Below are 26,299 nucleotides of genomic sequence, written 5' to 3'. Positions count from 1 at the left end.
CCCTACGCCGCAGGCTGGGTGAGGCGTTCGCGGCCGGGGCCGAAGCGGTCGAGCGCCCCCGTCTGCGCCAGGGCACGCACTAGCATCCAACCGAGCACACCGGCGAGGACCGCACCAGAGAGGACGGTGCACGCGAGGTAGATCGCGTTGAAGGTCAAACTCATCGCGAGGTGCGCTTCTGTGACGAGCTCGAGGATGAACGCGCCGATGCCCGCGCCCACACCCGCAAGGATGGAGACCGTCAGCGAGAAGCGTCGATAAGCGAAGGCCGCGAACACGAGCTCCGCGCCAAGGCCCTGGGCGAGGCCGGAGTAAATGGTCTCGATGCCCCACTGGCTTCCGAGCGCTGCGGAGACGCTCGCTGCGAGCACCTCGACGAAAATGGCCGCGCCGGGCTTGCGGATCACGAGAGCACCGATGATTCCGCCGATAAACCAGACCCCGTTGAAGAGGCCGCCGAGGCCCGGGGTCAGCGCGTCCATGGCGGTGAAGCCCGCGTAGCCGACGCTGTTCCACACCCAGAAGATCAGGCCGCAGGCCACTCCGAGAACCGCGGCGGTGACAATGTCGATAACGCGCCACTGCATGCGTGCATGGGGCCGAGAGTTGCTCACTGTGAAAAGTCCTTCCTTGCGCCGGAATTACCCGGATCAGGTTCAACGGTTCGCGGCGGAGGCAGCGCCGCCGCGTCTCAGCCCCCTCGCTGACCTAGGGAGCACCCGTGCGTATGTGGTTGTGGCGCTCACTGTACAGGCTGCGGTGAGCGCTCCCGCCCATCTGGGTTAGTTCACCTCGATTCCGAGGTTCTCACCCGTGCCCAGCTCGATGTTGAGGCCCGGGACGGAGTTGATGAGGTTGCGCGTGTACTCGTCGCGCGGGTCGTCGAAGATCCGATCCGCGGTGCCCTGTTCCACGACCTTGCCCTGGCGCATCACCACGATGTCGTCAGCGGTCTGGCGCACAACGGCCAGGTCGTGGGTGATAAACAGGTACGACAGGCCGAGTTCGTCCTGCAGGCCGGTGAGCAGCTGCAGAATCTGGTTCTGGACCAGCACGTCGAGCGCGGACACCGCCTCGTCGAGGACTATGACTTCCGGGCCGAGCGCAAGCGCGCGGGCGATCGCGATGCGCTGGCGCTGCCCGCCCGAGAGCTCGTTCGGGTAGCGGCGCATGGCCGAGCGCGGCATCTGCACCATGTCGAGCAGCTCCGCGACGCGCGCCTCGCGCTGCTTGCGGTTGCCTACCTTGTGCAGGGTCAGAGGCTCTTCAATGCAGCGGTAAATGGAGTACATCGGGTCCAGAGAGCCGTATGGGTTCTGGAACACCACCTGCATCTTGCGGCGCATGTCGAACAGCTCGCGGCCCTTGAGGGAGGAAACGTCCCGGCCCTCGAACGTCACTGAGCCGCTCGTGGGCTCCAGCAGCGAAAGCACCATGTTGGCCACCGTGGACTTGCCCGAACCGGACTCGCCGACCAGGGCCAATGTGGAACCGCGGCGCAGGTCGAAGGAGACGTCGTCGACTGCGCGGAGCAGCTTCTTGGCGCCGCGTGCTCCGCGCACGTCGAACTCCTTGACCAGGTTCGCGACTTGGATGACGGCTTCGTTGCTGACGTGGCCGCTGGTCAGCGCCTCTTCCGTCTTAAGGCCCTTGGCCTTGGCCGATTGGATGCGTGCCGACGCCAGAGACGGAGCCGCCTTGACAAGGCGCTTTGTGTACGGGTGCTGCGGGTTGCGCAGGATCTGCAGGCTCGGGCCCTTCTCCACGATGCGGCCGCGGTGCATGACAACGAGGTAGTCCGCGCGCTCCGCCGCGAGACCGAGGTCGTGGGTGATCAACAGCAGGGCTGTCCCTAGTTCCTGGGTGAGCACGTCCAGGTGGTCCAGGATCTTCTTCTGCACCGTTACGTCGAGGGCGGACGTCGGCTCGTCGGCGATGAGCAGCTTCGGGCGCGCAGCCAGCCCGATGGCGATGAGCGCGCGCTGGCGCATGCCGCCAGAGAACTCGTGCGGGTACTGCTTCGCGCGACGCTGAGCGTCCGGCAGGCCGGCCTCTTCGAGCAGTTCGACGACACGCTCGCGACGCTTGGAACCCTCGACGACGTTGTTGGCGCGCAGAGACTCCTCCACCTGGGTGCCGATTCGCCACACCGGGTTGAGGTTGCTCATCGGGTCCTGCGGCACTAGGCCGATGCGGTCGCCGCGGACAGCCTGCCACCCCTTTTCATCCAGCTGAGTCAGCTCTTCACCCTCGAGCTTTATTGAGCCGTTGGTCACCTTGCCCGTGCCGGGCAGGAGCCCGAGGATGGACATGGCCGCCGTGGACTTGCCGGAGCCAGACTCACCGACAATGGCAACAGACTGGCCAGGGTAGATGGTGAGGTCGAAGCCGCGTACAGCCTCGACGGTGCCGGTGGTTGACTCGAAGGCGATCTTGAGATCGGAGATGTCGAGCAGCGGCTGCTCAACCGCGGTGCTAGAAATGCTGGAACTCATCGGGTCCTCGCCTTCGGGTCAAGAGCGTCGCGCACGGCGTCGCCCATCATGATGAAGCTCAGCACCGTCAGCGCGAGCGCGATAGCCGGGTAGAACAGCACCATCGGCTGGGTGCGTAGCGACGCCTGCGCCGCTGAAATGTCGCCGCCCCACGACACAACCGTCGTGGGCAACCCGATGCCCAGGAAGGACAACGTCGCCTCGGCGACAATGAACGTGCCGAGCGCAACAGTGGCGTAGACGATGATCGGCGCGGCGGCGTTGGGCATGATGTGGGAAGCGATGATTCGTGCGTCGGAGGCGCCGAGAGCGCGGGCGGCGGTGACGAACTCGTCGTTTTTTACCCCCATGACCGCTCCGCGGGTGATGCGGGCGATCTGTGTCCAGCCGAACATAGCTAGAGCGAACACCACCATCCAGATGGAGCGGTTGTTCTGGAACATGGACATGACGACGATCGCCGCGAGCACGAGAGGCACAGCGAAGAAAATGTCCGTCAGGCGCGACAGGATGGTATCCAGGACGCCGCCGTAAAACCCGGCGAGCGCCCCGACCAGTGCACCGAGAAGGCTGACGATCACGGTAGTCAGCACGCCCACAGTCACGGACGCGCGCGCACCGTAGATGGTGCGCGAGTAAATGTCGCAGCCCTGGCGGTCGAAGCCGAAGGGGTGGCCGGCCTCCGGCCCCGCCAATGAGCGCGACAGGACGCACTCGCGGGGGTCGACGCTGGTGAACAAGCTCGGGAAGATGGCCATCGCCAGTGCCAAGAGAATCAGGGCGGCCGAGACCCAGAACAGCGGGCGTCGGCGCAGGTAACGCCAGGCCTCACCCCACTGGCTGGAAGGGGCGGAGTCGTCGGGCACAGCGTCGACGGCGCCGAGGCCGGTCTCGTCGGTGTCCGCGATGAAGTATTCCTGCCCGCGTCGCAGGCGGGCGTCGACAAGGTTTTCTGCTCCTTGAGCTGGCACGGGGTTAGGCATAGCGGATCCTTGGGTCGAGAACGGCGTAGAGGAGGTCGACGATCAAGTTGGCCACAATGTAGACGATGACCAGCACCGTGGTGAAGGACACCACGGTGGCGGGCTCGCCTTTAATGATGGCCTGGTAGATCGTGCCGCCGACGCCGTTGATGCCGAAGATTCCCTCGGTGACGATCGCGCCGCCCATGAGCGCGCCCAGGTCTGCACCGAGGAAGGTCACCACGGGAATGAGCGAGTTGCGCAGCACGTGTCGGCCCATCACCTGGCCGTTGCCTAGACCCTTCGCTCGGGCGGTGCGCACGTAGTCGGCGCGCAGGTTCTCGCTCACGGACTGGCGCGTCAGCCTGAGAACGTACGCGAAGGACAGGGCACCGAGCACCACCGCCGGCATGAGAAGCGCAGTAAACGTTTCGTTGCGCCCCACCGTTACAGGCAAAAGCCCCCACTGCACGCCGACGACGTACTGGAGCACGAAGCCGATGACGAAGGACGGTACCGCGATGACGAACAGGGAGACGAGGAGGATGGTGGAGTCGAAGATTCCGCCGCGGCGCACGCCGGCGATGACGCCGAAGATGATGCCGAAGAAGGCCTCGAATGCCAGCGCCATGAGCGCGAGCTTGATGGTGACGGGGAAGGCGTTCGCCATCACGGAGGAGACTGGCTGGCCCGAGAACGTGGTGCCGAAGTCTCCGGTGAAAATGCCCTTGAGGTAAAGCAGGTACTGCACAATGAAAGGCTTATCGAGGTTGTATTCAGCCTCGATGCGCGCTCGCGCCGCCTCCGTCAGTCCACGGTCGCCACCGAGGGCTTGGACCGGGTCACCCGGCATCAAAAACACCAGCGCGTACAGAAGCAGCGTGGCGCCGAAGAATACCGGGATCATCTGGAGGAGGCGTCGCCCGATGTAACGCAACATGGTCGCGGGCTCTCCTATTCTGTTGATCTATATTTGCAATTGTTTGAATACTATTTATGGCGCAAAGACTGACGCCCCGCCGGCAGAGCGCGAGCGGGGCGGGTGGGACTCACTGAGCCGTTATTTCTTGGTCACTTCGTAGTAGACCGGTTGGGACTTCCAGGAGAAGGTCACATTGTCGACGTTCTCGGAGGATCCGCCTGTCACGTTGGAGTACCACAGGGGGATCGCCGGCAGGTCGGTCAGGAGAATCTCCTGCGCCTGGTTGTAGATCGGGGTTGCGCTCTCAATGTCGCCGGAGTTGGCAGCATCCTTGAGCAACTGGTCGAACTTCGCGTTGGAGTAGTCCCCGTCGTTGGAGCCGGCGCCGGTGGCGTACAAGGGGCCGAGGAAGTTACCCAGCGACGGGTAGTCCGCCTGCCAGCCGGTGCGGAACGCACCGTTGATCGTACGGTTGGTCACGTCGTCGCGCAGGGACTTGAAGTCCGGGTACGCGTTGCCCACTGCCTCGATGCCCAGGGTGTTGCGGATCGAGTTCGCCACGGCGTCAGCCCACGCCTGGTGGCCGCCGTCAGCGTTGTAGGAGATAGAGAATTCTCCGGTGAACGGGGAAATCGCGTCGGCTTCGGCCCAGAGGCGCTTGGCCTCCTCGGGGTCGTACTGGAGCACCTCCGCGCCTTCCAGGCTGTCCGAGTGGCCCGGGATCACCGGGGAAGTGAAGTCGGTGGCCGGGGTGCGGGTGCCCTGGAAGATCGTGTCGGTGATCTGCTGACGGTCGATCGCACGCGAGAGGGCGGCACGGCGCAGCTTCCCCTCCTCCCCGGAGAAGTGCTCGAGGCGCTCAGGGATGGTGAATGACTGGAACACTGCCGACGGCTGGTTGACCGCGCGGTCACCGAGCTCATCCTCGAACGTCGCGAACGCGGAGTCCGGAATCTCATCCAGCACGTCGAGGTTGCCTGCGAGCAGGTCGGCGTACGCGGCGTCCTGCTGCGCGTAGAAGACGAAATTCACGCCGTCGTTCTGCGCCTCGCGCTCCCCTTGGTACTCCTCGTTCGGAACAATGAGGGCGTCCTGGTTGTGGTTCCACTCCGCGAGCTTGTACGGGCCGTTGGAGATCGGGCTCTCACCGTAGGCATCGATGTCGTCGTAGGCGCTCGGGTGCATCGGGAAGTAGGCAGAGTAGCCGAGGCGGGAGGCGAAGTCGGCCTCCGGCTGGTTCAGCTCGATGGTGAAGGTTTTGTCATCGACGACCTTCAAACCCTCCATCTCGGGCTTGCCCTCCTCGTAGCCCAGGATGGGCTCGAAGAAGTAGGAACCGAGAAGCGCGTTCTCCACGGTGTAGTTCCACGCCTTGACAAAATCCTCAGCAGTGACGGGGGATCCGTCGGACCACTTAGCGTCTTTCAGGGTGACGCGGTAGGTCTTGTCGCCCTCGAGTTCGATGGACTCCGCCAGCTCGTTGTGGGCTTTGCCCTCACCGTCGTAGTACACGAGACCGGAGTAAATGTTATCCACGATCCGGCCGCCGCCGTTCTCGTTGGTGTTGCCCGGGACAAGCGGGTTTTGAGGCTCGACACCGTGAGCAAGCACGTAGTTGTCCCCGCCCTCACCCGCCGCATTGCTCGAGCCCGAGTCCGAACCGCCGCAGGCCGCGAGGCTCAGCGTCAGCGTGCTGGCCACGATGGCGGTAGCTACTTTTCCGAAGCGCAAAGCGAATCTCCTTCGTTGTCTGTCCAGATACAGATTCGCCCTTTTAGTGCGACTAGTCACACTTCGGCGAACTCCGTTTATTCCATCACAGAAAACGAACTTTTAAGAAAAATTGAAGAGACTCCTGAGAGTCCCTTCCGTTTCCCCTGCGTGTCACGCCTGGGCGAGTGAATAATTAACCCCCTGTTTACCCTTGGCTCCCCTCGCCGCCTGCTCGCACCCACGTGACCACGAGTCCATCGTTCGCCCCGAATCGGGCCAAATGGGTCCCTACGATCGCTTCGACACGCTCGATGTCGTGCACTGGCGCCTCCATCGCAAGGACCAAGACGTTGTCACCGCAGAGCATGTCGCACGTGCCCATCGGCACCCCGTCTTCCCCCTTCGGGAAGATCAGTTGGCCCCGCCCGGCATCGGGGTCGAAAGCCGTCTCGATCTTGCGGCTGAAATGGCTGGCCAGTTGCTTGGCATAGCGTGCGGGACGCTCGGTGGCGACGCGGGCCGTGGAGGTGACGAGTTCAGACATGACCACACCCTACCGAAGCACCCTGGTTGCACTAGGATTTCCATGTCTCCCCGTCTATACCTCTTAAAGAAAGGGGCACCCCATGGCCGGTGGCCTCCTCGCCCTGCTTGACGACGTCGCGCTCATCGCGCGCACCGCTGCCGCATCCACGGACGATATCGCGGCCATGGCGGCCAAGACGTCAGCCAAGGCCGCCGGAGTGGTGATCGACGACGCGGCTGTGACCCCGCAGTACGTCCAAGACGTCACCCCGGCGCGCGAGCTGCCGATGATCTGGCGCATCGCGAAGGGTTCGCTGCGCAACAAGCTGCTCTTCATCCTTCCGGTCGCGTTGATCCTCAACGCCGTCGCCCCGTGGGCGCTGGTGCCCATCCTCATGCTCGGCGGCGCCTACTTGTGCTTCGAGGGCGCGGAAAAAATCATCCACAAGTTCTCCTCCCACAGCGGCGAACCCGAGGACCACGGTGCGGACAAAGACCCGAAGGACGAGGACGCGCTGGTTAATAGCGCCATCCGCACGGACCTCATACTTTCCGCCGAAATCATGATCATTTCGCTCGATGAGGTAAAGGACGAGCCGATCTGGATGGAGGCTGCGGTACTGGCTACCGTGGGCATCTTCATTACCCTCGCCGTTTACGGCGCGGTAGCCCTGTTGGTGAAGGTGGACGACATCGGGCTCGGCATGATCCGCCGAGGCAATACCCCGGGTCTCGGCCGCGCGCTGGTCAAGGCAATGCCGTACGTCCTCAGCGCCATCGGAATCATCGGGACCGTGGCGATGCTCTGGGTCGGCGGGCACTTGATCATCCGCGGCTTCGACGAGGTCTTCGGCTGGCACTGGCTGCACCACCTCATTGTTGTCGGTCAAGAGGCACTCGGTGGAAACGGTTTCCTCAACTGGCTCGTGGACACCGGGGTATCCCTCATCGTCGGGTTGATTTCGGGCTTCGTTGTCGTTGCTGTCGTCACACTGGTGAAGAAGGCTCTGCCGTCGAAGAAGGCAGCGGCGTGATCGCGGCCCATGTCGCGGACCGGCACGACACCATCACGGTCGTCGGTGCCAACGAAAACAACCTGAAAAACGTCTCTCTGACGATCCCGAAGCGCCGCCTGACAGTTTTCGCCGGCTTGTCCGGTTCCGGCAAGTCCTCGCTGGTGTTCGACACCATCGCGGCCGAGTCGCGTCGCTTGATCAACGAGACCTATTCCACCTTCGTGCAGGGCTTCATGCCCTCGATGGCGCGGCCCGACGTCGACCGCCTCGAGGGCATCACCACCGCCATCACGGTGGACCAGAACCAGCTCGGCGCTAACGTGCGCTCCACCGTGGGCACGGCGACGGACGCCACCGCCATGCTGCGCGTGTTGTTCTCGCGCATCGCCGAACCCAACGCAGGGGGCCCTGGGGCGTATTCGTTCAACGTGCCTTCCGTCAGCGGCGGCGGCGTGCTTACCGACGCCCGGGGCAACAAAAAGGTGCTCAAAGACTACAAGCGCACCGGCGGGATGTGCCCCGAGTGCGAGGGCACCGGCAGGGCGTCGACCTTTGACGTTGAGCAGGTCGTCGACAAGCAAAAATCGCTTGACGACGGCGCCATCAACGTCCCCGGTTACAAACCCGGGTCGTGGCAGCTGCGCCACTACGCGGATTCCGGGTTTTTCCCCGCCGATAAACCCCTGCAGGATTTTACCAAGGAGCAGCTGGACATGCTGCTCTTCGCGGAGCCCCAAAAGGTCGACTACCTGGGCTTTAACACCACCTACGAAGGGCTGATCCCCAAGCTGACCAAGTCAGTCCTGAGCAAGGAGAAGGAGGGGATGCAGAAGGCGATGCGCGAGTTCGTCGAGCGCGCCGTCACCTCCGGGCCCTGCCCCTCCTGCGGCGGTACGCGCCTCGCGCCGCACGTGCTCGAATCGCGTATCAACGGCAAGAACATCGCCGAGCTATGCTCGATGGAGGTCGCCGACCTGGCAAAATGGTTCTCTTCCGTGGATGTACCGTCCGTTACGCCGCTCGTTGGCGCAATCCAGGAGACACTGGGTCACTTCGTCACCATCGGACTGGGCTACATCACGCTGGACCGGCCGTCGTCGACCCTGTCCGGCGGTGAAGTCCAGCGCATCAAGATGATCCGCCACCTGGGTTCAGCCTTGACCGACGTGACCTACATCTTCGACGAGCCCACCGCGGGCCTCCACCCCGACGACATCGAGCGGATGAATACGCTGCTGCTCGAGCTCCGGGACAAGGGCAACACCGTCCTCGTCGTCGAACACAAGCCGCAAACCATCGAGATTGCTGACCACGTCGTGGAGCTCGGCCCCGGCGCTGGAACAGACGGCGGTGTGGTGGTGTTCGAGGGCACCGTGGCCGAGCTGAAGAGCGCCGACACGGTGACCGGCCGGCACCTCCACGAGCGCTACAGCCTCAAACCCGATTCCGAGGCCCGCGCAGGTAGCGGCCAAATCGAGGTGCGCGGCGCCAGCGCCAACAACCTCACCGGCGTGGATGTCGACATCCCCCGCGAGGCGCTCACCGTAATCACGGGTGTGGCCGGTTCAGGCAAGTCGTCGCTGGTGCAGGCGATCCCCCTGGACGAGAACACCGTGTGGGTGGACCAGTCGCAGATCTCCGGCTCGCGCCGCTCCAACCCGGCGACGTACACGGGCGCGCTCGATCCGATCCGCAAAGCCTTCGCCAAGGCCAACGGGGTCAAGCCCGCCCTGTTCTCCCCCAACTCCGAGGGTGCGTGCGAAAACTGCAAGGGTGCGGGTGTGGTCTACGTCGACCTCGGCATCATGCAGGGCGTCGACGTGCCGTGCGAAGTGTGCGAGGGCAAGCGTTTCGACGACGCCGTGCTCGTGCACACCTTCGGCGGGCGCACCATCGCCGAGGTTCTCGACATGCCCGCCACCCGGGCTGCGGAGTTCTTCGCGCACAAAGATCACAAGGTGCCGGCCGCCGCGCGCATCGCGGGTCACCTTGTAGACGTCGGCCTCGGCTACATAACGCTCGGCCAGCCGCTGACAACCCTCTCCGGCGGAGAACGCCAGCGCCTGAAGCTGGCGAGCCACCTCTCCGACAAGGCCACCATGTTCGTACTTGACGAGCCGACCACCGGCCTGCATGTTGCCGACTCCGCTATCTTGGTCAACCTGCTCGACCGGTTGGTAGACAACGGCGCGACCGTGATCGTCATCGAACACAACCCGGCCGTGATCACCCGCGCCGACCACATCATCGACATCGGCCCCGGCGCAGGCTCGGCCGGCGGACGTGTCGTCGCCCTCGGCACACCCACCACGATCGCCGGTGAACCCGACTCTGTCACCGGGCGTTACTTGCGCTCATTCACGGCGTGAGAAAGTGCGTATCCTTGGGGGCACACACGTCCCCTGACTCTAAGGAGAGAGCATGTCCCAAGGCAAGGGCGACAAGGGCCCGAACCCCTACACCGTCAACATCGAGAAAGCGACCACAGAAAACGAAGCCTTCCGTGACACGCTGTGGACCGGAAAGAACTTGCAGCTAACCGTCATGTCCATCCCCGCAGGGGGCGAGATCGGCGCCGAGGTCCACGACGGCCACGACCAGTTCCTGCGTCTCGAAGCGGGAACCCTGCGCGCCATGATCGGTACCAGCGAGACGGAGCTCGAGCTCGATGAGATCGTTCATGACGACGACGCGATCTTCGTCCCGTCCGGCAAGTGGCACAACTTCGTCAACGAGGGCGACGAGCCCGCGAAGGTGTACTCCATCTACGCCCCGCCGGAGCACAAGCCCGGTACATTCCACGCCACCAAGGCGGATGCAGACTCCGCTGAGCACTAGTCAGTGAAAGGGCCGACCGTTTACCCCCTCGCCCCGTCGGCATGGGGGGCCGCGGAGGAAATCGCCGTCGACAACGTGCTGCAGCCGTTGCTGTTCAGCGACATCGGGAACATTTACGGCACTACTTACCTCAGTGTCACCTTGGAACCGGACCCGCTGACCCGTGGCTGGCGGGTGCACGCCCGTGACGCTGTGATCGGGGAGGTCGCCGAACGCCACCGCGGGCGCTTCCCGTCGCTGGAGCGCGTCCACGCTTCCGGCTTCACGCCGTCCACGCTGGCTGGGGTACGGTTCGAGTCTGAGCAGGGCCGGTTCGCGGTGGAGATTTTTGTCCCGCCGGCGGACTTCGCTGTCCCGCGCAACGACGCGCCGGGCGGTGCCCCCGTTCTGCCGCCCGGCGAGATGTTTTTCATCAACACTGGGACGGGTGAGTTCACTGGTGAAGAATTGGCGCTGCGCTCCCCCGCACAGTGGCTCGTCGGTTTGACCTTGGTGGGTGATGCTGTCGTCGCCACGCTCGACGGGCGAGTCTTGGGCACGCTTAACGACGAAGACAACCACCAGCTCGCCGACCTTGCCCGCGACCGCGAGGTGTGCGCGCGCGCCCACATCATCGAAGGTATGGTCGGCCTCGATGTCGGCGATTCTTCCGAGGAATCTCGTCCCGTGCCCGCACTGACGGTCCCGCCGGAATCTCCCCGACGCCCCTGGGACTTGACCGTTTTCCCGGATGGTACCTGGTCCGTGACCGTGGAGCGCGATAGTTCAGTCGACCCGGAGGATCTCGCCATTCCTGCGCTGGGTGCCCGCCCCGTATCTGGCCCTACTACACCGGTGCCCTCGATCGATTTCACCCCAACGACGAGCTTCCGCGCCTCCTCCGCTACCTATCTCACCGAGGTAGAGAAGCTTCGCATCCGTCGCGAACAACAGGGTCGAGGGCGGCACGGACGACACCGGCGCTGAGAAAATTCTCTGCTATTGTCAAGGTGTTTTTAAGCTTTCCTTCTAACGCCTAAGCGAGCTCCTCATGCGTCTTCCCTCCCGCGCCTTGATCACTCTCACCACCGCCGCCCTCAGCACCGGCCTAGTTTGCGCACCTCCCGCGGTGGCCCAGAGTTCACTGAGCTCCCTCAGCTCAGGGAGCTCCCTCAGCTCGGGGGGCTCGCGTCCCGCGGCGCCCTCCCCCATCCACCTGGAGCCGGGCGACCCAGTTGTCATGCCGGGCGGCTTCATCGTCCAGATCATGACCGACATCCTCGGCCCGGGCATCTCGGATCTCGTCGGTTTCCGCTCCGGCGACCTAGGCATGATGGCTCCGCTGGGTGACGGCACCTTCGCCCTCGTTTTCGGTGACTCCTTCCGCGAAACCGGTCTGCGCGGAGAGTGGATGAGCCCGGTCGGTGTGGTAGCCCAGCTTGTCGACGGCATCATCCAGATCATTCGGCCCCTCAACGCCGGCGACCGGGTGCAGCAGCTGATCGACTACTACCACAGGGACAAACTTACCCTTATCCCGTCGGACATCATCAACATCGACGGCACCCTCTATCTGCAGGGCATGTGGAACAGAGGCATCGGGAACGTCCTGTCCACCGAAATCTGGAAATCCACCAACAACGGCAGCACCTGGTCCAGTGTCGGCACGACATCAGCGAACTATATGAACGGCCTGGGTAACCTCATTTCCTGGGAGAAGGGCCCGGACGGTTACATCTACGTGGTGTCCTCGTCGTTCACCCGCTCGAACCCGGTGTACCTGTCGCGCTTCCAGCTGGCAGACATCGGCGACCGTTCGAAGTGGCAGCTGTTCGACCCCTCGACTGGGATCTGGTCGAACTCCGGCGCCCCGATCCTCAGCGCGAACGTCCGCGCGGGCGAGATGAACTTGCGTTTCATCGAGGGCCACTGGGTACTGGCAATGTTCAACGAGCAGACCCTCAAAATTGAGGTCCGAATCTCCGACACCCTCGCCCAAGACTGGAACTCCGTGCCGGTGGCCAATATCGCGCAAAACGGGCCGTGGCAGGCGGAGCAAACTCCGCTCAACTTCTCGCAACCGTACGGCGCCTACATCGTGACGGGCTCCACCCTGGCGAACATGGACCTCGTCGTTTCCCAGTGGAACACCTACAACAACAGCCGGTACAACTCGGTGCAGTTCAACGTCAAGGGCCTAGATAAGTTCTACGGCATCAACCAGCCGGCCGCCGCAACCACCCAGGTCCTCAACGTCGAGGAGATCCCAGCCCAGGTCATCTCGGAGCAACTCTTGGAAGATTCGCTCCTTCAGCAGACCCAGATCACCGAGCAGCCCCAGTAAGATCCCGCTCCGTGGGGAACCTGCGGGCAACTGAGGCGTAAATGGCGCCGTTGATGTTGTGCATCACGGCGGCTACCGCGCCTGGAAGGGCGGCTTCGGGGCTGAAGAATTTGCCTGCCATTCCAGAGGCCAAGCCCGCCGACTGTGTGCCGACTTCGATAGCGACGGTGCGCCGGTAACTTTCCGGCAGACCGGTGAAGCGCGCTGCGAAGTAGCCCAGCAAGAATCCGAGTACGTTGTGGAGGATGACCGCGAGAAAGACGAGCGCGCCGACCGATAGCAGCGCCGCGCGGTTTGCCGCGACCGTCGGAAAGACCACCCCGCCGATGCCGATGATCGAGATCCACGGTAGGACCGGCGCGATTTTCTCCATCCAGGCATCGAGGAAACAGCGCAGCACCAGCCCACCGAGAACCGGCAGAAGGATCGTCTGTGCCAGTGTCCATGCCATACCTCGCGCGTCGACGTCGACGTTCTCCCCGGCGAGCAGCAGCATGATCAGCGGGGTCATTACAGGTGCAATGAGCGTCGATACGCTTGTCATTGCCACCGAGAGAGCGACATCGCCCTTGGCCAGGTAGGCAATGACGTTGGACGCCGTGCCACCCGGAACCGAACCGAGCATCAGCAGGCCGACGGCGATGGCGGGGTCGAGATTGAGCACCTTCGCCACCGCGACTGCCCCGAGCGGCATGATCACGAACTGCGCAATCACGCCGATGACAACGGGGATCGGGCGCTTCAACACGGTTTGGAAATCGGGGATAGTCAGGGTCAGCCCCATGCCAAACATGATGATCATGAGGAAGTACGTGATGTACTGCTTCAAAGGCACGAATGGCTCTGGGATGAAGAACGCCAAGGCGGCGCCGGCGAGGATGAAAGCGGGAAACGCGGTGACAGCGATCGCGGCAGATCGGTCCTCGTTTGTTTCGACCGCCGTGGCGGATTGGGGGGGTAGACACGGTTGACCTCCTTGTGTGCTGGGTTTGAGATATCTTATCCCAGCCCATGGGAGGTGAATTCCACTAGCTAAGAATTTTTGTCACCCAGCCGTTTGCCTCGAAGCTGTACTCAACACGCGTGGCGTTGCGGGCATCGACCGCCTGGAAAAACTCGAGGCGAACCGGTTCGATCCGCCAAATGTTGAAGTGCTCGTTGGGGGCAGCCTCCAGACGGGCGGTTCCCCGGACGCGCACCGCGCGGTTCATTGGCTGCCACCAGAAGTTCAGCGCGGCGACGGGGCTGTCACTGAGCTGCTCGACCTTGGTCGACTCGGCGCCGGTACCGAAGCAGAAGCCCTTGCCGCTGAGCTCCATAAGGTTCATGACGCGCGCATCTGGCACGCCGTTCTCATCGACAGTGGCGACGGTAGCGGCGCGCACATCATCGCATCCCGCATCAACTGCCGCTCTGAACCACTCTGCGAACAGTTCGAACGGGTCGCCGGGGAGCTCGCCAGTGTCAAATTCGGGGGCATGGCCGGTCAGCGAGGACAGTCCGGAAAGGAATTCGGAATCCAGGTAGGTCATGACTCCGAACATACCTTTTAACAAGGCCATAATAGCTTGCGAATGCTTAACCCAGTGTTCAGATGCGGGGCACCTTGGGGCAACCTCACACCAATATGGTTACAACCGCATAACTCCCTGCATGCCCCGAAAGGACTCCCCCAATGCGGTTCCGCCCCTCCCTCGCCGCCGTGACCGTCGCGTCGGTCAGCGCTCTCGCCCTCGCTGGTCTCCCCCTCGCCACCGCTCAGACCACTGGCGAGTTCACCATCTCCAACTTCACTGACTTCCACGGCCGTTGGGAGCAGAAGCTCGATGAAAAGGATTCGGCGAACTCCATCCCTGGCGCGGTTGCGCTTAAGTGCGCCGCAGACCGGGCTGCGGGTACCCGCGCGCACGCCCTCACCTCCAGCGGCGACAATATCGGCGCGTCACCGTTCGCCTCCATGATTCTCGATGACGAACCCACAATCGAAGTCTTGAACCAAATGGGCCTCGACGTCTCTACCGTGGGCAACCACGAGTTCGACAAGGGCGCAGACGATCTAGTCAACCGCGTCGTCCCGGAAGCCGATTGGACTTACCTCGCTGCCGGCGCTGACGGCCTCGACCGCTCCACCGGCATCAAAGACTACAAGATCATGAACCTCAACGGGGTTAACGTCGCCTTCATTGGCGCAGTCACCGACGACATGCCGAACCTCGTATCCCCCGCCGGTATCCAGGGCATTACCTGGCAGAAGCCCGTCGACGCCATCAACAAGCTTGCCGACGAGCTCACGGCCAACAAGGAGGCCGACGTGGTCATCGCGATGCCTCACGCCGGTGGCATTCCCGCGACCGCGTGGTCGGCGAACGTCGACGCCGTGTTCATGGGCCACACCCACGAGTTCGTCGAGCAGACCGGCACCACCCCGATCGTCTTCCAGGCGGGCTCGTACTCCCAAGGCCTGGCCAACGTGGACTTCGCCTACGACAAGGCGAACGACAAGTTGTCCCTGCAGAAGGCCGAGCTTCTTCGCCCGGCAGACATCATCGCCTGCGATACGCCGAACGCGGAGATGCAAACAACCATCGACACCGCAAAGAACGAGGCCAAGGACGCTGGCGCCGAAGTCATCGGCACTTTGGATCAGTCCCTGTACCGCGGCATCAACGGGGACGCATCAGGCAGTGAAAACCGAGGCGTCGAGTCGCAGCTGAACAACCTGTTGGCCAACGTGGCCAAGTGGGGCGTGGCCAATAACTCCACCGTTACCCCGGACATCGGTGTCATGAACGCCGGCGGCGTCCGTGCGGACCTCCAGGCAGGAGAGGTCACCTACGAGGAGGCGTTCTCCGTCCAGCCGTTCGGCAACGAGATTACCTACACCACCCTGAAGGGCTCCGACTTCCTCGAGGCCCTCGAGCAGCAGTGGAAAAAACCGACGGACGAGCGCCCGTTCCTTTCCCTCGGCGTGTCCGACAACGTTTCTTACAGCTATGATCCGACGCGCCCGCAGGGTGAGCGCATCACCAACGTCCTCATCGACGGTGCGCCGATCGACCCCGCTAAGGATTACGTCGTCGCGGGCTCCACCTACCTGCTCGCCGGTGGCGACCGCTTCACGGCGCTTGCCAACGGCGCCGACGTTGCGCAGCTCGGTTACGTCGATATCCAGGCGTTCAAGGAGTACCTGGATGCCTACCTCGGCGGCAAGGGCGCTCCCGCCCCGCGCACCGGCCAGTCCAATGTGGGCCTGCAGTACACCAAGCCTATCGTCGCAGGCAAATCCCACACCTTCGAGCTGACCTCTCTGATCTACACCCAGGGCGAGACCGCCGAGAACGTTACTGTCGAGCTGGGCGGGGCAAAGCAGACCGTCGCCATCGACAGCGACTTCGGCCCGGCAGGTTACAACGAGGCTGGCAAGGCGACAGTGACCCTCACGGTCCCTGCCGACGTCGTCGGTGAGCAACAGCTCCGTATCACAACCGACGCAGGCACCGACATCTCGGTTCCAGTAACTGTGTACTCGACCAATCCGCCTGCCCCGACCGGCTCCACTGAAGGTTTCGGTGCGGGTTCCGCCATCGGCAGTCTTTCCACTATCGCTGCAGTTGTCGCCGCGATCGTCGCAGCCGTGGGCGGTGTGCTGGCGACTCAACCGCAGCTCCTCGGCTTCCTGCGCATGGTCGTGCCCGGTTTCCCCTTCTAAGGCACACCACTAGTTGAGCTACAAAACCGGCGCCCATCCCGGGTTTCCCGTTCTAATCCCCGCAACCCGTTAGACAAGAGACCGGTCCACACAAGGGGGCCGGTCTTTTTCGCAACCAAACCACCAGCACCCTACCTAGATATATGATATTTTTCTTATATGTTGAGCCGCTTCGACGAAACCCCCCTCCCTGGGCAGCCCCTCATTTTGGTTTTAGGAGACGACCTTGATGACGAGGACCACGACCTCCTCTTCCCCGCCCTGCGCGCGCTCGGAGTTTCCGTCGTCCGCGTTCACCCGCACGATCTCACAGTGCGAATGGATGACAACGCAATTGGCTTCTCCGCAGCTGGGATAGAGCTCAATCCGAGCCTCGTCCTCGGTTGGGTGCTCGACGACCTCCTGCCGCTCGGCATGGCCCACCTCGATGCGTTCGCCGCCGCCGGCATCCCCGTAATCAACCACGCCCTGACGCTCTTTCGCGCCCAGGACAAAGCTGTGTGCAGCGCCCACCTAGCGTCACACGGTATCGCGGGTTACTCCGTCATTACCGGCCGTGATCCGGAGGCCCTCGAAAAGTGGCTGCAAGAGACGGGACGGAGCGTGATGAAACCTCTGTCCGGTTTCGGCGGCGAGGGGCTTACGCTTATCGACGATCCCGCTGACGCCAGGGTGGCCGTCGATAAGCTAAAAAACGCTCCCGGAAGCTATTACGCGGTGCCCTACATCAACAACCCAGGGCGCGATATTAGGGTCTACACCGTCAACCATCACCCCGTGTTCGCCATGTACCGCTACGCCCCGGACGGCGGCTGGATCACCAACGTCCGCGCTGGTGGCGGTATCGCAATGTGCCCGCTCACCCCCGAGATCGCCTCCCTGGCGGAGAAAGCGTCGCGGACGTGCGGCACCCTGATCGGTGGCGTGGACATCGGTGAAAACACGACAACGGGTGGATTGGTCGTCTACGAGGTGAACTCGTGCCCGACGTTGGAGCCCCCGGTGATCGAGCAAGTGGCGCTCTTCCTCGCCGACGCTGCGCGCGACTACGACTCCGCCTTGCGGGATTGGCAGCCTTCCGTCATCTACGACACCCTGGACGCGGATCCCGCGCTCTTCCACCCCAGCAAACACGCCCAGCTCCGCCGCTGAGACCACCGGCGTAAAGTCGCCCCAGTGAACTCCAAAACCTCGCCGTGGCCCGCACTGTGGACGATGATGATCGGCTTCTTTATGATCCTCGTCGATTCGACCATCGTCACCGTCGCCATCCCTGCCATCACCGCAGCGTTCGAAGCCACGTACAACGCGGTCATCTGGGTCAATAGCGCCTACCTCCTCGCCTACGCGGTCCCCCTGCTGATCACGGGCAGGCTCGGCGACCGCTTCGGCCCGCGCACTCTCTACCTCGCGGGACTGGCCCTGTTCACGGTATCGTCGCTCGCTTGCGGATTAGCTCATGACATCGAAGCCCTCATCGTGGCCCGCGCGTTTCAGGGCCTCGGCGGAGCGATGGTAACCCCGCAGACAATGAGTGTGATGATCCGCACTTTCTCACCGCGCGAGCGCGGGGGCGCGATGGGCGTGTGGGGTGCGACTGCGGGTGTCGCCACGATCACGGGACCCCTTCTCGGCGGTTTGCTTGTCGACGCCGCCGGCTGGGCGTGGATCTTCTTCGTCAACGTCCCCATCGGCATCATCGGGCTCGTTCTCGCCCTACGCTTCGTGCCGAAGCTGGACAACACCGCTAGGTCCTTCGACTGGGCTGGCGTGGTGATCAGCGCCATCGGTATGTTCTGCCTCATCTTCGGTATTCAGGAGGCGGAGCGCCTGGAGTGGTCCTGGCCGGCGTGGGCGCTCATCGGCGCGGGCCTGGCCTTCCTCACCGGGTTCGCCGTTTGGCAGCGCCACATGACAGGAGAACCTCTGGTGCCCCCGTCACTGTTCAGCGACAGAAACTACACCCTGGCGGCCTTGGCCGTCTTCACCGTCGGTTTCGCGATTTCCACCTACATCATCCCGTGGATGATCTACATCCAGCAGGCCCGGGGCTTTTCGCCCACCCACGCGGCGCTGCTCATTCTGCCGGCGGGTGTGGTGTCCGGGGCGCTTGCCCCGTACGTCGGCAAGCTGACGAACACGATGTCGCCGAAGCCGTTCGCTATCGCCGGCCTCGCGCTGACCGGAGTGTCGATCGTGCTCATGGCGCTGATCACCAACTCGGCCGTCAACCCGAACTGGCTGCTCGCCATCTCGGTAGTCAGCGGGTTGGGCAACTCGATGATGTGGGGGCCGTTGTCGATGATCGCCACGCGCAACCTCGACCCGCGGCTTGCAGGTGCGGGTTCCTCTGTGTACAACACCGTGCGTCAAGTGGGCGCGGTCATCGGCTCCGCCGCCATTGCCACGTTGATGACGGCGCAGCTCAACCGCCACATGGGCCCCGGCGCGGGCGACGACGCCTTCGCCCGGGCCATGAGCAACTCGATGTGGCTGCCCGCCATCGTCATCTTCGCCGGTGCCGCAATCGCCACCGGGTTCGCTCGGACCAGGACGTGGGATGACTAAGAGGTTGATTAGGCGGCGGTAGAAACGTGCCAGGCCATGCCGTACTTGTCCTCGCACTGGCCATAGTGGTCACCCCACGGAGCCTGCATGAATGGCATCGTCACCCGGCCGCCGTCCCGCGTCAGCGCCTCGATGATGCGGTTGCCCTCATCCACTGAATCGACCTCGACGACGAAGGAGAAGTCGCCTCGGTTGAGCACGCCGGAGTTATCCTCCAGGTCGTCGCCGCCGGCGAGGTTGAAGACTCCGGTCAACGTGCCGTGCGCGACTGCGTCGCGCGGCGCCTCGAAGGGGAACTCGGCGCCATTGTCCATCTGCTCGCCGTAGGTCATGATCTTGAGCTCGCCGCCGAAGATGGAATGGTAGTAGCCGAACATTTCAGTTGCATTGCCATGGAACGAGAGATACGGGACGGTCTGTGCCATGGAGTGCTCCTCGTGTGCAGGGGTGTTTGCGCTCCCGACTATACGCAGCGGGTACACCCGTCGATATTTTTGGAACAAAGTTCCCACATTGCGGACATGTCTCATTTACGCTCTACGTATTCTGTAACCCCCGACTGAAGGGAATGACCCCGTGTTCCGTACGAGCCGCATCCGCATCACCGCCGCAGTGTTCACCGCTGCCACCCTCGCCCTCGCCGGTTGTTCCTCCGAGTCCGGTTCCTCCAATGCCGATTCCTCCAAGCCCGATGCAGGCAAAGAGTCCTACTCCATCGGCATCTCCCAGCTAGTCCAACACCCCGCCCTCGATTCAGCAACGGAAGGTTTCAAACAGGCATTCGCAGATGCCGGTATCGACGTCAAGTGGGAGGAGCAGAACGCCAACGGCGAGCAGGCCACTGCACTGACCATTGCGCAGCAGTTCGCCGGGCAGGACCTCGATTTGGTGCTTGCGAACGCCACCCCGGCCGCGCAGGCCATGGCGCAAAACATCGCCGACATCCCCGTGCTGTTCACCTCGGTGACCGACCCGGTCGAGGCGCAGCTGGTCGAGTCCCTCGAATCGCCAGGTGGCAACGCCACGGGTATCTCCGACAAGACCCCGCTGGCGGACCAGTTCGACCTCATCGAGCAGCTGGTCCCGGACGCCTCGACCATCGGCATCATCTATTCCTCCGGAGAGGTCAACTCCCAGATCCAGGTCGACGAGGCCACCGCGGAGGCCGAGGGCCGCGGCATGACCGTCAAGACGCAGACCATCACTAGCGTGGGTGAGATCCCGCAGGCCGTCGCCGCGCTCGGCGATGTCGACGCGTTCTACGTCCCCACCGACAACATGGTGGTCTCGGGGATCTCGTCGCTGATTCAGGCGGCGGAAGAAGCTAAGACCCCGGTCATCGGCGCCGAGGCTGGCACCGTCGAGGGCGGGGCCGTGGCCACCATCGGCATCGATTACTTCGAGCTCGGCCGCCAGACCGGTGAGATGGCGATCCGCATCCTGCGCGACGGTGAGGACCCTGCAACGATGCCTGTGGAGACCGCCAGCGAGTTCGCGTACTACGTCAACGAGGACGCTGCCGAGGCCCAGGGCGTGACCATCCCGCAGGACATCCTCGACCAGGCCGAACGCGTCTAACCGCAATGCTCGGAGCTCTCGAACTCGGACTCATCTACGGGGTGATGGCGCTCGGCGTCTACCTGACTTTCCGCGTCCTCAACTTTGCGGACCTCACGGTGGACGGAAGCTTCACGACGGGCGCCGGCACCGCCGCCATCCTGATAACGAACGGAATTAACCCGTTCGTTGCCACTTTCGCCGGTTTTCTCACCGGGTTTCTCGCTGGTGTCATTACCGGCCTGCTACACACGAAGGGCGGTATCGACGGGCTGCTCGCCGGCATCTTGACCCAGATCGGCTTGTGGTCGATCAACCTGCGCATCATGGGCGGGGCGAACCTGGCCATGCTGCGCGAGACGACACTTTTCACGCCGCTACGAGAGTCAAAGCTGCTGGGCACCTGGGTTAGTGTCGGCATCCTCGCCGCCGTCGCAACCCTGCTCATCCTGCTCGTGTACTGGTTCCTTACCACGGACCTCGGCCTGGCCATCCGCGCAACCGGTGACAACGGCCCGATGATTACCTCCTTTGGTGTCGGCACCGACGCAACCAAGATCATCACGCTTGCCCTGTCGAACGGCCTTGTCGGTTTGACCGGCGCACTGGTCGCCCAGTACCAGGGTTTCGCGGACATCTCGATGGGCATAGGCCTCATCGTCGTCGGCCTCGCCTCCGTCATTGTGGGCCAGGCGATCGTCGGACAGCGCCACTTGCTGCAAGCCATCGCAGCGGTTGTCGTCGGCGCTGTCGCCTACCGCCTGATCATCTTCTTCGCCCTGCAGGTCGGCCTCGACCCGAACGACATGAAACTGGTCTCGGCTGTGCTCGTGGTCGCTGCCCTGCTTCTGCCCAAACTCACCTCCCGAGCAAAGGGGAAGGCTCATGCTTGAGATCCGCGACGTCCGCAAAACTTTCTTCGCCGGTACCGCGAACGAGCGCGTCGCGCTCAAAGGCGTGAACCTCACGCTCGGAGAAGGCGACTTTGTCACCGTCATCGGCTCCAACGGCGCGGGTAAATCGACGCTCCTCAACATCGTCGCGGGCCGCCTCAGCCCGGACGCGGGCAGCGTTGCTATTGACGCCCGCGATGTCACCTCTCAGAAAGAGCACTCCCGAGCGAAACTCATCGGCCGCGTTTTCCAGGATCCTCTCGCGGGCACCGCCCCAAACCTGACTATCGAGGAAAACCTCTCCCTGGCCTATTTGCGCGGCAAACGCCGGGTCCTGGGGCGTTGCCTCACGCAATCCCGCCGCTCGTTCTTCCGAGAACGCCTCGCCACGCTGGAACTGGGTCTCGAGAACCGGCTCGAACACAAGGTAGGCCTGCTCTCGGGAGGCCAGCGACAGGCGCTCTCACTTCTCATGGCCGGGTTCACCAACCCCAAGGTCATGCTTCTCGACGAGCACACGGCCGCGCTCGACCCCGAGCGCAGCGACCTGGTGACTAATCTGACGCATTCGATCGTGGAGGAAGGCGGGATGACAACCCTGATGGTCACCCACAACATGGAGCAGGCTATCCGCGTGGGCAACCGCCTGATCATGATGCACGAGGGTGACATCGTCTGGGAGGCGTCGGGTACGGAGAAACAGAAACTCACCGTGCGCGACCTCATCGCCCAATTCGCGGCGGTCAAGGGCGCCACCCTATCCGATAAGGCGTTTTTGGGATGATCACCTCTAAGCCACACACACCGAATTGGCCTAGCCGCCGGTGTCCCGACTCGCAACGCAAGAAGACGCTGCGTTAACCGGAAGACCTCAGCGTGTTTTTGCCGGGAAGATCCTTCCTTAAATGCTCTGACTTCTTCCTGACAGCGGCTAGCCATCGAACGGAATTCCCCTCAATGCGAAAACCCCGGATGCCAAAGAAACGCATCGAAGGCACGTACCCCATCGACACGGGAACCGCCAGCATCATCGAGGATCCGCTGCGAGACGGCGGGTTCACCCTCGAGGTCAACGACGTCCCCTCTTCGTATATCGTCCTCGGCGCCCCCGAAGTGCTCACGTACGACTACATGGAGTGGATAGCAGATGTCGTGGCCGAAGCTGGTGACGGCAGCTCCTTCACCAGCACCCACCTGGGCGCGGCGGCGTGCGTGCTGCCGTCCTATTTCCACCAGCGCTGGGGCGGCGAGCACACCGCGGTGGAGGTCGACGGAGCGCTAGCGGACCTCGTGCGCTGGGCATTCGAGCCCGCGGTCCCGATCGCGGTCGCGGAGGCCCGCGCCTACACCCACGCTCTGACAGCGGGGTCCCAAGACGTCATTGTGCGAGACGTCTTCGCCGGCCCAGCCACGCCGCGACCCCTAACTACGGTCGAATTCTCCCGAGCGGCACACGCGGCGTTGAAACCCGGGGGGCTCTACATCGCCAACGTCGGCGACCGGCACGGGTTGCCCGAGGCCCGCGCCGAGCTCGCGGGCATGCGTGAGGTGTTTGCGCATGTCGCGGCCGTCGCCAAGCAAGAGATGCTCGACGGCCGCGCGTATGGCAACATCGTGCTCGTGGCCTCCGACCGCCCGCTTCCACTCGGGGCCAGCAAGCTTATCGACGCCACCCCGCCGCGGCGCGACTAAATCTGAATGCCGAACTGTGCCGCGAACTGCTCAACGGCGGAGCGGATCTGGGGGAAGTTAGCCACGATGGCGCCGATAACACCGGTTAGAACCGCCGCGACACCAACGCCGATGACGGCCTAGGACGAAGACTCCTCTGCGGGCACATTCGGCTTCTCGTCACTGGGCTCCGCGGTTTGCCCGGAGCGCACGAGAGTGACGTCGTCAACCAGCGAGCCGTCGGCGGAGTTGACACTGCGAATGTTGAGTTTGTCGTCGCTGACGTTCACCACGGAGTAGTCGGTGGTGTAGTCCTGGTTCCAGAATGCGATGGTCGGCTGGTTCAGCCCGCGCTCGCGCGATTCGGCGAGCGTCATGCCCGGGTACTCCTTGCCGTCGTTGCCCTGGTAGTCGTAGAATTTGCCGCCGCCGGCGGTGTTGAGCGTGAGGTAGAGCGTCTCGCCCTTGTCCTTCGTAAGCACGTCGCCCGGGGCGGCGGGGGCCTCGGGCACCTTCGGGGTCAGGCCGTTCATCAGGTACGAGCGGTTGTGCATGTGGTCGTGGCCGTTGAGAACCAGGTCAACGCCAACCTCGGAAAAGACCGGGCTGAGCTTGTTGCGCATGCGGACGATGTCACTGGATGTGTAGCGGCCACCGTGGGAGTGGAACGCGAAGTGGTCGAGCACGATGACCCAGTCCTTGTCGCCGCCGTGGGAGGCAACGGTGTCGCGCACGAACTGAGCCTGCTGCTCCAGGCCAGCGTCGTCTTTGTTGTTGGAGTTCAGCGCGATGAACAGAGCGTTGTTCTGCTCGAAGAAGTAGTTGGAGGTGTCGCCCAGCTCGTTCGGCAGGTTCCAATGCTCCTTGAAGTGGCGGGTGCTCAGTTCGGAGGGGTAGGTCTCGTGGTTGCCCGGGATAGCGGCGAAGCGGAAGTTACGCAGCTGCGGTGCTGAGAAGAAGGCGTTGTACTGGCCGTTGGAGCCGATCAGGTCACCCCACCCCTCGACCTGGTCGCCCAGGGAGAGGAACATCGAGGCGTCGGGGGCGGCAGCGGCGGCGTTGGCTGCGGTCTGGCGCCAGTTCACCGCCTGCTCGGCGACCTTGAGGTCGACGCCGATCTGTGCGTCCGTCACCGCGACGAACGTCCAGTTGTCGTCCCCGTCATCGATAGTGAAGGTCTCGGGCTTGCTCCACCCGCCGTCGTCCGAGCCGATCTGGTACTCGTATGTCACACCCGGGGTGAGGTCGTGAACCTCGGCGAAGCGGGACAGGTACGCGATGGCACCGTAATCGGCCTCACGCGAAGGAACTTGCTGAGCTGCGGTAGGGTCGCTCACCGGGTAGTAGCGCACGAACTCGGCACCGGCGTAGGCGGAGCGCCAAGAGAAGTTGACGCTCTGCGCGTCGGCGCCCACACCGGCCACGGCGCGGTAGATCGGTCCGGAAACGTTGCTCGTAGACGGCGCGGAGGAGTTGGGTGACGAGCTCGACTGGGCGTGGGCGACAGGGACGGCGGTGAGGCTAAGCGCCAGCGCGCCAGCGGCAATCTTCTTCAGCATGCGTACATAACAGCACAAAATCGTCACTTTTTCTCGCCGAGCACCCGCCGCAGACTGACCGCCGCCTCCCGGCCGGCGCGGTTTGCCCCCACCGTCGACTGCGACGGGCCGAAACCAATGAGATGAACCATCGGTTCCGACGTCGCCGCGGTTCCATTGACGGCCACGCCGCCGCGCTCATTGACCAGACCGAGCGGCGAAAGATGGCTTATCGACGGCCTGAAGCCCGTGCCCCACACCAGCGCGTCGAGCGGGGTCACCGAACCATCGGCCGCCACCACCCCCTCGGGCACGATCGACGTGAACATTTCCCGGCGTCTGAGCACCCCACGCTGGCGAGCCGCCACGACATAGTCAGTGCGTGGGTTGAGCCCGGTGTAGGACACCACCGAGCGCGCGGGCTCGCCGCGCTCTACAGTTCCCGCCACGCGCTCCTCCACCCCGCGCCCGTCGAAACGCGCACTGAACTCAGGCTCTCGTCGGGTGTACCAGAACGTCTCCGCGTGCCGCGAAATCTCCTCGAGATGCTGCAGCGCTGAAATACCGGCGCCGACAACCCCGACGCGTTGCCCCGCGAATTCCTCCGGGCCCTGGTAATCGCGGGTGTGTATCTGGCGGCCCGCGAAGCTGCCCTGACCTGGATAGTCCGCGCGCAGCGGATTGTCCCAGGTTCCGGTTGCGTTGATTACCGCGCGGGCGCGTACACGGCCCGCGGTGCTGTCCACCAGGAACTCCCCGCCGCTTTTGCGCACGGTGAGAACTCTCACCGGACGCAGGATATTCAGACCCATGCGCCGCTCGAAGTCCGCGAAATAGGCGGGGACCGCGGTGGAAGCTTTCTCCTCCGCGGCGAGAGACGGGGCACGGAAAAGCGGAAGTCCGAAAATGCTGTTCAGGCTCTCGACGGTAAGCGTGTCCCAGCGCTGCAGCCACGCTCCACCCGGCGCGGTCGAGGCATCGAGGGTGAGGTGGTCCACGCCACGGCGCTTCAGGTGGAAAGTGGCGGACAACCCAGCCTGCCCGGCGCCGATGACGACGACATCGGCGGCCAGCTCCCCGAATCTCATGGCGCTACGTCGTCGCGTCCTCGAAGCGCAGGGTGTCCAAGAACGCGTCGAAGTCGTCGTACAGCTCACCCGCGTTGCGCGTCTGAGCCGACATGACAACGCACAGCACGTGTTCCTCTCCCGCGCTACCCGCATCATCGGGAAGCCGGTAGAAGACCTGGTACTGCGTCAGCTCGAGCGCGCCGTGCGGGGAAGCGACGGCGAAGCTCAGCGTCTGGCGGCCGACAGTGCCGTCGTCGTTGATCGCCTCCTCACCCACGCTCAGGTTCTCGGAGCTCGAGGCGGTGGAGTTGGCGGAACTTGCCATCACTTCGTCCAGCGGCGTGCCCGCCCCGACGCCGATCGTGGTGGCGCCGATGTTGGGGCGGAACGCCGGGAAGTCTCCGGCTCGCGCAACGATGAAGTCGTAACCGGACGGGGCCTCACCGATGAACCAGTCGTCGTTGGGGAGATCGAAGCGGTAACGGGTACTCACGCCCCC

24 protein-coding genes are annotated in these 26,299 nt (G+C 63.7%); 12 read left to right on the top strand and 12 right to left on the bottom strand.

Annotated features, from left to right (window positions below; all coding sequences use genetic code 11):
• Positions 1 to 2: 2 nt before the first annotated feature.
• The 6 genes from G7Y29_RS03960 to G7Y29_RS03935 form a co-directional block, all read right to left on the bottom strand.
• Complete coding sequence (locus tag G7Y29_RS03960) at positions 3 to 587, bottom strand: ECF transporter S component (RefSeq protein ID WP_165002204.1); 585 nt, start codon at positions 585 to 587, stop codon at positions 3 to 5.
• A gap of 195 nt (positions 588 to 782) precedes the next feature.
• Complete coding sequence (locus G7Y29_RS03955; RefSeq protein ID WP_165002082.1) at positions 783 to 2,495, bottom strand: ABC transporter ATP-binding protein; 1,713 nt, start codon at positions 2,493 to 2,495, stop codon at positions 783 to 785.
• A complete protein-coding gene (locus G7Y29_RS03950; protein WP_165002081.1) occupies positions 2,492 to 3,478 on the bottom strand; it encodes an ABC transporter permease in 987 nt (328 codons plus the stop codon). Before G7Y29_RS03950 ends, G7Y29_RS03955 begins: the two co-directional genes overlap by 4 nt.
• Positions 3,471 to 4,397: an ABC transporter permease gene (locus G7Y29_RS03945; RefSeq protein WP_165002080.1), complete on the bottom strand. Its 927-nt coding sequence runs from the start codon at positions 4,395 to 4,397 to the stop codon at positions 3,471 to 3,473. Before G7Y29_RS03945 ends, G7Y29_RS03950 begins: the two co-directional genes overlap by 8 nt.
• A gap of 120 nt (positions 4,398 to 4,517) precedes the next feature.
• On the bottom strand, positions 4,518 to 6,110 hold the full coding sequence (locus G7Y29_RS03940) for a peptide ABC transporter substrate-binding protein (RefSeq protein ID WP_165002079.1): 1,593 nt from the start codon (positions 6,108 to 6,110) through the stop codon (positions 4,518 to 4,520).
• A gap of 187 nt (positions 6,111 to 6,297) precedes the next feature.
• Positions 6,298 to 6,636, bottom strand: a complete 339-nt coding sequence (locus G7Y29_RS03935) for a DUF2218 domain-containing protein (protein WP_165002078.1) — start codon at positions 6,634 to 6,636, stop codon at positions 6,298 to 6,300.
• An 82-nt stretch (positions 6,637 to 6,718) separates the two neighbouring features.
• Between G7Y29_RS03935 and G7Y29_RS03930 the strand changes: the two genes are divergently transcribed.
• The 5 genes from G7Y29_RS03930 to G7Y29_RS03910 all read left to right on the top strand — a co-directional run bounded on the left by G7Y29_RS03930 (position 6,719) and on the right by G7Y29_RS03910 (position 12,794).
• Positions 6,719 to 7,651: a DUF808 domain-containing protein gene (locus G7Y29_RS03930; RefSeq protein WP_165002077.1), complete on the top strand. Its 933-nt coding sequence runs from the start codon at positions 6,719 to 6,721 to the stop codon at positions 7,649 to 7,651.
• Positions 7,648 to 10,002, top strand: coding sequence for an ATP-binding cassette domain-containing protein (locus tag G7Y29_RS03925; protein ID WP_249399803.1), 2,355 nt, complete (start codon positions 7,648 to 7,650; stop codon positions 10,000 to 10,002). The genes G7Y29_RS03930 and G7Y29_RS03925 overlap by 4 nt, the downstream gene beginning before the upstream one ends.
• 52 nt (positions 10,003 to 10,054) lie before the next feature.
• Complete coding sequence (locus tag G7Y29_RS03920) at positions 10,055 to 10,471, top strand: cupin domain-containing protein (protein WP_165002076.1); 417 nt, start codon at positions 10,055 to 10,057, stop codon at positions 10,469 to 10,471.
• A gap of 3 nt (positions 10,472 to 10,474) precedes the next feature.
• Positions 10,475 to 11,437: a hypothetical protein gene (locus tag G7Y29_RS03915; protein ID WP_165002075.1), complete on the top strand. Its 963-nt coding sequence runs from the start codon at positions 10,475 to 10,477 to the stop codon at positions 11,435 to 11,437.
• A gap of 277 nt (positions 11,438 to 11,714) precedes the next feature.
• Positions 11,715 to 12,794, top strand: coding sequence for a DUF4185 domain-containing protein (locus G7Y29_RS03910; protein WP_165002202.1), 1,080 nt, complete (start codon positions 11,715 to 11,717; stop codon positions 12,792 to 12,794).
• Here G7Y29_RS03910 and G7Y29_RS03905 read toward each other — a convergent pair.
• The gene (locus G7Y29_RS03905; RefSeq protein WP_249399837.1) at positions 12,775 to 13,701 is read right to left on the bottom strand and encodes a bile acid:sodium symporter family protein; all 927 of its coding nucleotides are present in this window, start codon (positions 13,699 to 13,701) and stop codon (positions 12,775 to 12,777) included. The genes G7Y29_RS03910 and G7Y29_RS03905 overlap by 20 nt on opposite strands.
• 121 nt (positions 13,702 to 13,822) lie before the next feature.
• A complete protein-coding gene (locus G7Y29_RS03900) occupies positions 13,823 to 14,326 on the bottom strand; it encodes a pyridoxamine 5'-phosphate oxidase family protein (RefSeq protein WP_165002074.1) in 504 nt (167 codons plus the stop codon).
• 143 nt (positions 14,327 to 14,469) lie between these two features.
• Between G7Y29_RS03900 and G7Y29_RS03895 the strand changes: the two genes are divergently transcribed.
• The 3 genes from G7Y29_RS03895 (at position 14,470) to G7Y29_RS03885 (ending at position 19,071) form a co-directional block, all read left to right on the top strand.
• Positions 14,470 to 16,503, top strand: coding sequence for a bifunctional metallophosphatase/5'-nucleotidase (locus tag G7Y29_RS03895; RefSeq protein ID WP_165002073.1), 2,034 nt, complete (start codon positions 14,470 to 14,472; stop codon positions 16,501 to 16,503).
• 318 nt (positions 16,504 to 16,821) lie between these two features.
• On the top strand, positions 16,822 to 17,655 hold the full coding sequence (locus tag G7Y29_RS03890; RefSeq protein ID WP_235933461.1) for an ATP-grasp domain-containing protein: 834 nt from the start codon (positions 16,822 to 16,824) through the stop codon (positions 17,653 to 17,655).
• 24 nt (positions 17,656 to 17,679) lie between these two features.
• Positions 17,680 to 19,071 carry a DHA2 family efflux MFS transporter permease subunit gene (locus tag G7Y29_RS03885; protein WP_249399801.1) on the top strand — a complete coding sequence of 464 codons (1,392 nt, stop codon included), beginning with the start codon at positions 17,680 to 17,682 and terminating at the stop codon, positions 19,069 to 19,071.
• Positions 19,072 to 19,079: 8 nt separating this feature from the next.
• Here the strand turns inward: G7Y29_RS03885 and G7Y29_RS03880 are convergent, their stop codons facing one another.
• Complete coding sequence (locus G7Y29_RS03880; protein WP_165002071.1) at positions 19,080 to 19,496, bottom strand: VOC family protein; 417 nt, start codon at positions 19,494 to 19,496, stop codon at positions 19,080 to 19,082.
• A 151-nt stretch (positions 19,497 to 19,647) separates the two neighbouring features.
• Between G7Y29_RS03880 and G7Y29_RS03875 the strand changes: the two genes are divergently transcribed.
• The 4 genes from G7Y29_RS03875 (at position 19,648) to G7Y29_RS03860 (ending at position 23,213) form a co-directional block, all read left to right on the top strand.
• The gene (locus G7Y29_RS03875; RefSeq protein WP_196820177.1) at positions 19,648 to 20,649 is read left to right on the top strand and encodes an ABC transporter substrate-binding protein; all 1,002 of its coding nucleotides are present in this window, start codon (positions 19,648 to 19,650) and stop codon (positions 20,647 to 20,649) included.
• 5 nt (positions 20,650 to 20,654) lie between these two features.
• Positions 20,655 to 21,521 carry an ABC transporter permease gene (locus tag G7Y29_RS03870; RefSeq protein ID WP_165002070.1) on the top strand — a complete coding sequence of 289 codons (867 nt, stop codon included), beginning with the start codon at positions 20,655 to 20,657 and terminating at the stop codon, positions 21,519 to 21,521.
• Complete coding sequence (locus tag G7Y29_RS03865) at positions 21,514 to 22,305, top strand: ABC transporter ATP-binding protein (protein WP_165002069.1); 792 nt, start codon at positions 21,514 to 21,516, stop codon at positions 22,303 to 22,305. The genes G7Y29_RS03870 and G7Y29_RS03865 overlap by 8 nt, the downstream gene beginning before the upstream one ends.
• A gap of 188 nt (positions 22,306 to 22,493) precedes the next feature.
• On the top strand, positions 22,494 to 23,213 hold the full coding sequence (locus tag G7Y29_RS03860; protein ID WP_249399800.1) for a spermidine synthase: 720 nt from the start codon (positions 22,494 to 22,496) through the stop codon (positions 23,211 to 23,213).
• A 119-nt stretch (positions 23,214 to 23,332) separates the two neighbouring features.
• On the opposite strand, the gene G7Y29_RS03855 is transcribed toward G7Y29_RS03860, so the two are convergent.
• From G7Y29_RS03855 to G7Y29_RS03845, 3 genes are read right to left on the bottom strand one after another with little or no spacing between them, the layout of a single operon-like run.
• Positions 23,333 to 24,751, bottom strand: coding sequence for a purple acid phosphatase family protein (locus G7Y29_RS03855; RefSeq protein WP_165002067.1), 1,419 nt, complete (start codon positions 24,749 to 24,751; stop codon positions 23,333 to 23,335).
• A 23-nt stretch (positions 24,752 to 24,774) separates the two neighbouring features.
• On the bottom strand, positions 24,775 to 25,818 hold the full coding sequence (locus G7Y29_RS03850; RefSeq protein ID WP_165002066.1) for a flavin-containing monooxygenase: 1,044 nt from the start codon (positions 25,816 to 25,818) through the stop codon (positions 24,775 to 24,777).
• Positions 25,819 to 25,822: 4 nt separating this feature from the next.
• The gene (locus G7Y29_RS03845) at positions 25,823 to 26,293 is read right to left on the bottom strand and encodes a hypothetical protein (protein WP_165002065.1); all 471 of its coding nucleotides are present in this window, start codon (positions 26,291 to 26,293) and stop codon (positions 25,823 to 25,825) included.
• Positions 26,294 to 26,299 lie beyond the last annotated feature (6 nt).

This window comes from Corynebacterium qintianiae (genome assembly GCF_011038645.2).
GTDB classification, from domain to species: domain Bacteria; phylum Actinomycetota; class Actinomycetes; order Mycobacteriales; family Mycobacteriaceae; genus Corynebacterium; species Corynebacterium qintianiae.
The sequence above is the reverse complement of the archived record's forward strand: the minus strand, read 5'-3'. Positions and strand labels throughout refer to the sequence as shown.

Coding starts and splice junctions, on each gene's coding strand:
- G7Y29_RS03960 (WP_165002204.1), bottom strand. CDS start 587: ATGCAGTGGCGCGTTATCGACATTGTCACCGCCGCGGTTCTCGGAGTG.
- G7Y29_RS03955 (WP_165002082.1), bottom strand. CDS start 2,495: ATGAGTTCCAGCATTTCTAGCACCGCGGTTGAGCAGCCGCTGCTCGAC.
- G7Y29_RS03950 (WP_165002081.1), bottom strand. CDS start 3,478: ATGCCTAACCCCGTGCCAGCTCAAGGAGCAGAAAACCTTGTCGACGCC.
- G7Y29_RS03945 (WP_165002080.1), bottom strand. CDS start 4,397: ATGTTGCGTTACATCGGGCGACGCCTCCTCCAGATGATCCCGGTATTC.
- G7Y29_RS03935 (WP_165002078.1), bottom strand. CDS start 6,636: ATGTCTGAACTCGTCACCTCCACGGCCCGCGTCGCCACCGAGCGTCCC.
- G7Y29_RS03930 (WP_165002077.1), top strand. CDS start 6,719: ATGGCCGGTGGCCTCCTCGCCCTGCTTGACGACGTCGCGCTCATCGCG.
- G7Y29_RS03920 (WP_165002076.1), top strand. CDS start 10,055: ATGTCCCAAGGCAAGGGCGACAAGGGCCCGAACCCCTACACCGTCAAC.
- G7Y29_RS03900 (WP_165002074.1), bottom strand. CDS start 14,326: ATGACCTACCTGGATTCCGAATTCCTTTCCGGACTGTCCTCGCTGACC.
- G7Y29_RS03895 (WP_165002073.1), top strand. CDS start 14,470: ATGCGGTTCCGCCCCTCCCTCGCCGCCGTGACCGTCGCGTCGGTCAGC.
- G7Y29_RS03890 (WP_235933461.1), top strand. CDS start 16,822: ATGGATGACAACGCAATTGGCTTCTCCGCAGCTGGGATAGAGCTCAAT.
- G7Y29_RS03880 (WP_165002071.1), bottom strand. CDS start 19,496: ATGGCACAGACCGTCCCGTATCTCTCGTTCCATGGCAATGCAACTGAA.
- G7Y29_RS03870 (WP_165002070.1), top strand. CDS start 20,655: ATGCTCGGAGCTCTCGAACTCGGACTCATCTACGGGGTGATGGCGCTC.
- G7Y29_RS03865 (WP_165002069.1), top strand. CDS start 21,514: ATGCTTGAGATCCGCGACGTCCGCAAAACTTTCTTCGCCGGTACCGCG.
- G7Y29_RS03860 (WP_249399800.1), top strand. CDS start 22,494: ATGCCAAAGAAACGCATCGAAGGCACGTACCCCATCGACACGGGAACC.
- G7Y29_RS03855 (WP_165002067.1), bottom strand. CDS start 24,751: ATGCTGAAGAAGATTGCCGCTGGCGCGCTGGCGCTTAGCCTCACCGCC.
- G7Y29_RS03850 (WP_165002066.1), bottom strand. CDS start 25,818: ATGAGATTCGGGGAGCTGGCCGCCGATGTCGTCGTCATCGGCGCCGGG.